Origin of the sequence: Lentzea aerocolonigenes (genome assembly GCF_000955955.1) — a bacterium.
In the GTDB taxonomy this organism is placed as follows: domain Bacteria; phylum Actinomycetota; class Actinomycetes; order Mycobacteriales; family Pseudonocardiaceae; genus Lentzea; species Lentzea aerocolonigenes_A.
Genome location: NZ_JYJG01000553.1, coordinates 1 through 9,167 on the forward strand (window position 1 = coordinate 1; position 9,167 = coordinate 9,167).

The following is a 9,167-nucleotide window of genomic DNA, read 5'->3' on the forward strand; positions in this document are numbered from 1 at the left end:
GCTGAGGGACCTCGCACCGGTCTACTACGACGACGCGCTCGACGGCTGGGTGCTCACCCGCCACGCCGACGTCACGGACGTCCTGCGCCGCACGACCGTCGTCCGTCCCTCCACCGCCACGCTGATGGCACGGCTGCCCCAGGACGTCCTGGAGGAGATGAACCCGTTCATCCGCCGCCTGGACAGCTCGCTGCCGTTCAGCAACAGGCCGTCGCACACCCGGCTGCGCAAGCTGATGAACCGCAGCTTCACCCCACGAGCGATGGAGCAACGCCGCACCGAGGTCGAGAACACCTGCCGCGAACTGCTCGACGGCTTCACCGGCGGCGACTTCCTGGCCGAGGTCGCCTACCCGTTCCCGTCCCGCGTGGTCATGGACCTCGTCGGCGTGCCACGAGAAGACCAGCAGCAACTCACCCGGTGGGGCACCGACGTCATGAAAACGCTGGGGGAGGGCCAGTACGGCACCGACCCCATCGCCGTCGCGCACGCCTCCTCCGCCGCGATGGACGACCTGATGGACTACCTGCGCGAGCTGATCGGAGTCCGCCGCCGAAGCCCGCGCGACGACCTGATCTCCGAGCAGCTCAGGGCATCCGACGCCGACCTGTTCGGTGAGCGCGGCGAGTGGGACAGCGACGACGAACTGGTCGTCAACATCATCTCGCTGATCAACGCGGGCCTGGAGACCACCGCGAACTACCTGGGCAACGGCACACTCGCCCTGCTGCGCAACCCTTCGCAGTACCAGCTCCTGCGCACCGAGCCGATCGCCACCACGGCAGCAGAGGAACTGCTCCGCTACGACTCGCCGGCGCCGATCATCACCCCGCAGCTCGCGAGCGAGGACATGGAGGTCGGCGGCCACCGGATCAAGGCGGGCGAGCTCATCTTCCCGGTGCTCGGCGCGGCCAACCGCGACCCCGCCAAGTACACCGACCCGGAGACCCTGGACCTCACCAGGGAGTCAGCGGTCACGCACCTGACGTTCGGCGCGGGTATCCACTACTGCATCGGCGCTTTCCTCGGCCGCCTCGAAGGCCAGGTGATGTTCCCGATGCTGGCCGGGAGGTTCCCGGACCTCAGGCTCGATCCGCGAGCAGGCGAACCCGAGTTCCGCCCGGACCCGGCGTTGCGCGGATTAAAGGAGCTGCGCCTGCTCACCGACCAGTGATAGACACCCGCCGTGCACAACGCTCTGCGCTTCTCCGACCTGCTTCGCCTGATCGACGAACGGTCGGCCGCCTTCCGCGACGCCATCGCCACCGCTCCCAGCCTCGACGCGCAGGTGCCGACCTGTCCGGCGTGGACGCTGCGAGACCTCGCACACCACATCGGCACCGGCCGCTACGTCTGGGCCGCCACGGTCGCCGCGGGACCTGCCACGGCCAAGGCGACGCCGGACATCCCGGCCGCGCCGGAAGACCGCGACGCCCTCGTGGCGTGGCTGGCCGACGCGGCGGCCCAGCTGCTGCACGCGCTCCGGGAGTCCGGTCCGGACCGCGAGTGCTGGGTGGGATGGGTCAAGGCGCAGTCGCCGCGGACCACCGGAGCCGTTGCCCGGCACCAGGTCCAGGAGATCGCGGTGCACACCTACGACGCCCAGCTCACCGTCGGGGACCCGCAGCCGCTGCCGGACGAGGTGGCGCTCGACGGTGTCGACGAGTTCCTCCTCACCTGCGTCTCCACGACCAGCGCGTGGCCGCACGAGCCCGCCACCCTCCAGTACCACGTCCCCGAGGGCCGTTCCTGGAGCATTCGGTTCGACGCGGACGGCGCACGCATCGGCCCTGTCGAGGGTGAGGCCGACGCGTCCGCCACTGCCACGGCGAGCGACTTCGTGCTGTGGTTCTACGGCCGCGCCGAACCGGCCGAGATGAAGCTCGACGGCGACGCGCGGGTGATCGACCGGCTCATCGCCTGGGAACCCGCCTAAGCGGAAACCGATGAAGGGCTCATTCATCCACGTGAGGTGGATGAATGAGCCCTTCATCGCAAGCTCGTCCGCCAGGTGCTCAGGACACCGACGGAGTGCCGCGCGTCTCGTCCTCCCAGCCCAGCACCGGGAAGTCGAACGCGCTGCCGGTCGACCGCAACGTCCACAGCTGCGTCCTGCCGTCAGCCGCCCGCACGACCGCGAGGTCCTCCTTGCCGTCCAGGTCGAAGTCGCCGGCCGTCACGACACCGGAGAACTTGCCCTGCGCCCAGATGCGCGGGGTGAAGTTCGCGGCGGTGTGCACGAACACCGCCTGCTCGCCCACGACCACGACGTCCTGGCGACCGTCACCGTCGACGTCCGCGCTGACCGGCGTCACCCGGTCCGCGACGTAGTCCTTGTCTTGCCAACGAACCTGACCGGCGCCGAACGCACTGCCGGTGGACGTGTATGTGCGCAGCGAGCTGCCGGCGGTCTCACCCCTGATCTCGGCGAGGTCGGCCTTGCCGTCCCCGTCGAAGTCACCCGCGCTGATCTTGCCGCTGACCCCGTCCAGCCACGTCGTCGGTGATCCGAGAGCACCGCCGCGGAACACCTGCACGCGGGTCCCGGTGGCTGCCGCGACGTCGGTCTTGCCGTCGCCGTCGAAGTCACCGGCGGTGAACCTGGTGCTGTCCAACGGCAGCTCCCCGCTCCACGGCACGGGCGGTGCGTTCAACCGGTTGCCGTCGGAGAGCATCAGCAGCATCCGGGTCGACGTGCCGGAGCCCCGCTGGAACAGGATCACGTCGGAGCGCCCGTCCCCGTCGAAGTCGCCGCGCACGTGCGGGCCCCACTGCTCGGCTCCCGAGCTGATCCCGGGGTCGAAGACCTGGGTGCCACTGTGGAAACCGCCGTCGCGCGCCGTGACGTTCCACATCGTGTAGCGACCGAAGTCGTTGCGCTGCATGAAGGTCACGTCCGCGCGGCCATCACCGGTGTAGTCGGCGCGCACGTGCGGCTGTGGCGTCACGGGGTTGAGCGCGGCCAGGTCCCAGTCGCCGTTGTAGTCGCTGACGTTGCCCGCCCGGTCGACTGCCCGCGCGTAGAAGAACGACCACGACCGGTCGCGCGGCAGCGTCATCGGGATGACCGCGCGGCCGTCCGGACCGGCCTTGACGAAGGTGGTCGCCCTCTCCGACTGCAGCCCGAACTGGTAGCCGTAGACGTCGTCGCCGGGCGTGGCCGGGGACAGCGTGATCGTCCCCGTGGTGCCGGCCGGGATCGCGGGCTCGCCGTTCGGGTAGTCGATCGAGGAGATGCGCGGCTTGCCGGGGTCCACGTCGTCGACCAGGAACCAGCACTCGGCGCTGTACGGGCTGGAGTCCGTGCCGTCACTGGACTTCGCGCGGTAGCGGTAGACGTTTCCGTGCTGCAGCAGGCCGTCCGGCAGTTCGGCCCAGGAGAACGCCGGTCCAGGGACGCTGCTGGTGTGCACCATCGTCCCCGCGGCGTCGCGGACTTCCAGCGTGGTGGTCACGTTGTCGCCGTCGAGGTCCTTGGCGGTGCCCGAGAACTGGCGCGGCGGCGGCATCACCGTCGGTGCGTCCGCCGTGCCGCACGCACGCGGGTAGGTGGTGTTCACCGTCGGCACCGCCGGCGCGTTGTTGTAGTTCACGATGAGGTACACGCTGCCGGGCAGGATCACCTTGCCCTGCGCGGGATCGGTGTCCTGGGCAGCGCGCAGCCCGAGCCCGATCGAGCCGGCCCTGTCGTCAGCTGCCTGCTGCACCACCTGCCGGAACTGGTCGCCGCTGAACGCCAGCGGCGTGTTGTTCTCGCCGCAGGCCTGCCCCGACGCGGTCGCCAGCTGGGTGCGCCAGTGGTCCTCGGACGTCCGCCACGTCAACGGTTTCGCCGGGTCGATCGTCTTGGTCTGCCACAGCTGCACCGGGGTGTCGGTGCAGCTCTCGGTGCGGTCGATCATGATCCGGACGGTCGCGTCGAGAATCCGCGCGCCACCGAACTGCCTGGTGTCGAACTGGAACAGCGACCGCCACTCGCCGCCGTCGATCGCGCCGACCCGGACCGCCTCCCGGTGGGTGTCCCAGTAGGAGGTGTCCGGTTGGAGCTGGTTCACCTGCGTCCACGCGGACGGCAGCGTCGAGTACCCCATTGCCTGAGCCGGTGATGCGGCCAGGGTGGTGACCATCCCCAGCAGGGTGAAAACGGACAGTGTTCTTCGCATGAGCTCTCCCCCCTCGCTCACGAATGCCATGCCGGCATCACGCGAGGGGGAGGGTAGGTCGCCCTGCCTACAGGCGGCCTACATCGGTGATGATCACGACGGCCTCGCCCACCTCGTCCGACGCCATCAGGTCGATCTCGGCGTTGAAGCCCCAGTCCTTGTCGCCGGCCGGGTCCTCGAAGATCTGCCGGCACACCCAGCGCTCGCGCTCGACGTTGATGATCAGGAACGCCGGGCCGCGCGCGTTCGGGCCCGCGCCGATGTCCCGGTGCTCCTCGAAGTACGGCTCCAGAGCGTCCATCCACTCCTTGGCCGTCCAGCCCGACTCGTGGTCCAGTTCGCCCAGCGAGTACCAGTCGCGTTTCGCGGCCAGTTCGACGCGGCGGAACAGCGCGTTGCGGACCAGCACCCGGAACGCCCGCACGTTGCTGGTGACGGCAGGCGGCAGGTCGACGCGGACCTCGGGAGCGGCCTCGTCGTCCGGGTTGGTGAGCTTCTCCCACTCGTCGATCAGCGACGAGTCGACCTGGCGCACCAGCTCGCCGAGCCACGAGATCAGGTCGTTGAGCTCCTCGGTCTTGGCTTCCTCCGGCACCGTCTGCGACAGCGCCTTGTAGGCGTCGGCCAGATACCTGAGCACCAGGCCCTCGGAGCGCGCCAGGCCGTAGAACGCCACGTACTCCGTGAAGGTCATCGCGCGCTCGTACATGTCGCGCACCACTGCCTTGGGGGACAACTTGTAGTCGTCGACCCACGGGTGGCCGCGGCGGTAGGTGAACATCGCCGCGTCGAGCAGCTCGACGAGCGGCTTCGGGTACGTGACCTCCTCCAGCAGTTCCATCCGCTGGTCGTACTCGATGCCGTCGGCCTTCATCGCGCCGATCGCCTCGCCGCGCGCCTTGTGCTCCTGCGCGCCCAGGATCTGCCTCGGGTCGTCCAGAATGGACTCGATCACCGAGAGCACGTCCAGCGCGTAGCCGGGGTCCTCGCGGTCCAGCAGCTCGATCGCGGCCAGCGCGAACGGCGACAGCGGCTGGTTCAGCGCGAAGTTGAACTGCAGGTCGACCGTCAGCCGGAAGTCGTCGCCGTCGCGCTCGACCACGCCCGCCGCGACCAGCGCCCGGTACATCGCCAGCGCGCGGCGGATGTGCTTGAGCTGCTTCGGCCGGTCCTCGTGGTTGTCCTCGAGCAGGTGCCGCATGGCCGCGAACGCGCCACCGCCGGGGCGGCCGATCACGTTCAGCAGCATGGCGTGCGAGACCTGGAACGACGAGGTCAGCGGCTCCGGTTCGGCGCCGACGAGCCGTTCGAACGTCGTCTCGCTCCACGACACGAACCCGTCAGGAGCCTTCTTGCGGACGACCTTGCGGCGCTTCTTCGGGTCGTCGCCCGCCTTGGCCAGCGCCTTGATGTTCTCGACCTCGTGCTCCGGCGCTTGCACGACGACGGTGCCCACGGTGTCGTAGCCCGCGCGGCCGGCCCGTCCGGCGATCTGGTGGAACTCGCGGGCCTTCAGGATCCGGGTGCGGGTGCCGTCGTACTTCGACAGCGCGGTGAAGACGACCGTGCGGATCGGCACGTTGATGCCGACGCCGAGCGTGTCCGTGCCGCAGATGACCTTGAGCAGACCGGCCTGCGCGAGCTGTTCGACCAGGCGGCGGTACTTGGGCAGCATGCCGGCGTGGTGCACGCCGATGCCGTGCCGCACCAGCCGCGACAGCGTCTTGCCGAACCCGGCGCTGAAGCGGAAGTTGCCGATCGTCTCCGCGATCGCTTCCTTCTCGGGCTTCGTCGCGACGTTGACGCTCATCAGCGACTGCGCGCGTTCGAGAGCGGCGGCCTGGGTGAAGTGCACGACGTAGATCGGCGCCTCACGGCCGTGCAGCAGGTCCTCGATCGTCTCGTGCAACGGCGTGGAGACGTACTGGAAGTTCAGCGGCACCGGCCGCTGCGCCGAGCGGACCACCGCGGTCGGGCGGCCGGTGCGGCGGGTCAGGTCCTTCTCGAAGAACGTGACGTCGCCCAGCGTCGCCGACATCAGCAGGAACTGGGCCTGCGGCAGCTCGACGATCGGCACCTGCCACGCCCAGCCGCGGTCCGGCTCGCTGTAGAAGTGGAACTCGTCCATCACGACCTGGCCGACATCCGCCGTCGCCCCGTCGCGCAGCGCGATGTTCGCGAGGATCTCCGCGGTGCAGCAGATGATGGGCGCCTGGTCGTTGACGCTGGCGTCGCCGGTCATCATGCCGACGTTCTCCGGGCCGAACACCTCGCACAACGCGAAGAACTTCTCCGAGACCAGCGCCTTGATCGGCGCGGTGTAGAAGCTGCGCTGGTTGCCCGCCATCGCGACGAGATGGGCACCGATGGCCACCAGGGACTTGCCGGACCCCGTGGGCGTGCTGAGGATGACGTTGGCCCCCGAGACGAGCTCGATGACCGCCTCCTCCTGCGCCGGGTACAGCGCCAGGCCGCGCTCACCCGCCCAGTGGGAGAAGGCGTCGAACAGTTCGTCTTCGTCGGCGATCGAGGTGAGCCGGTCCGTAAGTGCAGTCATCGCAGGTGAACTATAGGTGGTACGCGTACTCGGTGAACTCCCAGTCGGTCACGAACCGCTGGAACCGGGCCACTTCCTCCCACTTGAAGTCCACATAGGACCGCACGAAGTCCTTGCCCAGCACCTCGACCATCGCCGCGTCCTCCTCCAGATAGGCGAGTGCGTCCGGCAGCGTCGCGGGCAGAGTCGGGGCCTTCGACGGGTCGTAGCCGTAGCCCGCGGACGGCCGCGGCGGCTCGATCCGGTCGCGAATGCCCAGGTAGGTGGCCGCGATGAGGCCCGCGATGCCGAGGTACGGGTTGGCGCTCGCGTCGCCGAGCCGCAGTTCGAGCCGCGTCGTCTCGCCTCGTTCGGCAGGCACCCGGAGCATGGCGCTGCGGTTGTCGAGGCCCCAGTCGATCAGCCACGGGGCGAGCGAGTCCGGGCCGAACCGCTTGTAGGAGTTGACCGTCGGGTTGAGCAGCGCGGCCAGCGCGGGGGCGTGCTTGAGGATGCCGCCGATGGCCCAGCGGGCTTCATCCGAGAGGCCGTGACTCGTCCCGGGCGCCTGGAACGCGTTGCGGCCGTCCTTCTCGTGGCACGAGAGGTGCAGGTGGAAGCCGGAGCCGCCGCCGTCGTTGAACGGCTTGGCCATGAACGTGGCGAGCCGGCCTTCACGTCGCGCGAGCTCCTTGACGCTCGTCTTGAAGCGGAACGCGCGATCGGCCGCGTCCATGGCGGGCGAATGGACGAGGTTGATTTCGAACTGACCGCCCGCGTACTCGTGGTTGCCGCCCGTGGTTTGCAGGCCCGCGGAGCTGAGTGTGCGAAGAGTTCTCAACAGATGACCGTCAGAGTCGCCCCTTCGGCCGGTGGCGTACACGTTGCCGGGCTCATCGCAGTAGGGCCGCCACCCGTTCGGGCGATCTTCGTCGGGTTCGCAGAGAAAATATTCCAACTCGGGACCGACCACCGGCGACAGTCCCGTCGTCTCGAATATTTCCAGCGCCCGGCGCAGCACCTGCCGCGGCGATTCGTCGACAGGTCTCTCGTCGGCGGGGCTGACGGCGTCGCCGATGCACCACGCCACGCCCGGCTCCCACGGAATCGGGAGCAGTGTGTCGAGATCCGGCACCACGATGACGTCGGGCAGTCCGGCGTCGAGCACGCCCCCGTTCTCGGTCGTCTTGCCGCCCGGAGTCGTGCTGTAAACGGCACGGCAGAACGACAGCCCCCGCTGCGTAACCGCTGGTAGATGCTCCACGAGCACGTCACGGCCCCTATCCGTGCCGAGCAGGTCGGGGAAGACGACGCGCACGACATCGATGCCGTCGTCGCCCAGTCTTGCCGCGAGTTCCCGTGTCACCTGTTCACCGACCACGTCGAACTACCTTTCCGGCACAGTGTGTCGCTGGCACGGAGGGGATAACGTTGAGGGGCAAACGCTATAGACCCGTCCGTGGAGTAAAGACCATGATCGGTCTCAGTGGGTGCTCCACACTCATCGTCCACCACGGGGCAACAGTCCGTAACTGGACGGGTGACGACCGTCACGAGATCATGCACGATGTGGGATCGTGATCAAACCGCGTGCGGACTGACTCGCACCACATCACAGACATAGTTCGGAACCGCAAGTATTGTGCCGGGAACACCTGAGCTCGAGCACGGGAGACTTTGAGTTGTCTGGTCACCACACGATTGCCGAGACCGAGAAAGCCGTCCAGGCCAAGCTCGGTGCGGTGCCGCTGCATCGCGAGCAGATGGCGGCGGTGTCGAACATCCACCGCGCCGCCACCGCGATTCGCCAGCACCTCGAGAACTCGGTGCTGCGCACCAGCGATCTGACCTGGACCGGCTTCGTCGTGCTCTGGGTCGTGTGGATCTGGGGCGAGATGGAGACGCGCTACGTGGCCGAGGAGGCCGGGATCTCCAAGGGCACCCTGACCGGCGTCGCCAAGACGCTGCAGTCACGGGGGCTGTTGGAGCGTCTCGGACACCCGACCGACGGGCGGCTGGCGGTTCTGCGACTCACCCCTGAGGGTGAAGAGTTGATGGCTGATCTCTTTCCCAAGTTCAACGAGGAAGAGGTCTTCGTCTCCGATCCGCTGGAGTCGGCCGAGGCTCAGTCGCTGGCGGAGATGCTGCGCCGGATGGTGACGCATCTCGAGGCCAACGGGGAGCAGCGGCGGTTGGACCTGCGTGGCGATACGCCGTTGCCGCCTCGTCGGTCTGGGCGGCGGGCCAAGCACGGCTGATCGGGCTTGGCGGCTGGTCTGGGCGACTCACCGGGGGTGAGTCGCCCATTTCGGCGTGTGGCTGGGCTGTGACTGACGATCTTGTCGGACGTTCTGGGTAGGTTTGGTTGTAGGGGTTCCCGGGTCGGGGGGACGCCTGCGTTCGCGTGCGTTCCGTGGGGGGGTGCGGGGTCCGTAGGTGGTCGGCTTGCGTTGGGCGGGTCCCGTTGC

At 68.5% G+C, this 9,167-nt stretch carries 6 protein-coding genes; 3 read left to right on the forward strand and 3 right to left on the reverse strand.

Annotation, left to right across the window (positions count from 1 at the left end):
- Positions 1-1,174, forward strand: a 1,174-nt coding sequence (locus UK23_RS46635; protein WP_045318299.1) for a cytochrome P450, incomplete at its 5' end; no start/stop codon positions are given.
- Between the two features lie 12 nt (positions 1,175-1,186).
- On the forward strand, positions 1,187-1,936 hold the full coding sequence (locus UK23_RS46640) for a maleylpyruvate isomerase family mycothiol-dependent enzyme (RefSeq protein ID WP_045318300.1): 750 nt from the start codon (positions 1,187-1,189) through the stop codon (positions 1,934-1,936).
- 79 nt (positions 1,937-2,015) lie between these two features.
- On the opposite strand, the gene UK23_RS46645 is transcribed toward UK23_RS46640, so the two are convergent.
- The 3 genes from UK23_RS46645 to UK23_RS46655 form a co-directional block, all read right to left on the reverse strand.
- Positions 2,016-4,163: an FG-GAP repeat domain-containing protein gene (locus tag UK23_RS46645; protein WP_196778189.1), complete on the reverse strand. Its 2,148-nt coding sequence runs from the start codon at positions 4,161-4,163 to the stop codon at positions 2,016-2,018.
- Between the two features lie 67 nt (positions 4,164-4,230).
- Complete coding sequence (locus UK23_RS46650) at positions 4,231-6,720, reverse strand: DEAD/DEAH box helicase (RefSeq protein ID WP_045318302.1); 2,490 nt, start codon at positions 6,718-6,720, stop codon at positions 4,231-4,233.
- Positions 6,721-6,730: 10 nt separating this feature from the next.
- Complete coding sequence (locus tag UK23_RS46655) at positions 6,731-8,065, reverse strand: glutamine synthetase family protein (RefSeq protein WP_231114998.1); 1,335 nt, start codon at positions 8,063-8,065, stop codon at positions 6,731-6,733.
- Positions 8,066-8,381: 316 nt separating this feature from the next.
- Between UK23_RS46655 and UK23_RS46660 the strand changes: the two genes are divergently transcribed.
- Positions 8,382-8,957 carry a MarR family winged helix-turn-helix transcriptional regulator gene (locus tag UK23_RS46660; protein ID WP_045318304.1) on the forward strand — a complete coding sequence of 192 codons (576 nt, stop codon included), beginning with the start codon at positions 8,382-8,384 and terminating at the stop codon, positions 8,955-8,957.
- Positions 8,958-9,167 lie beyond the last annotated feature (210 nt).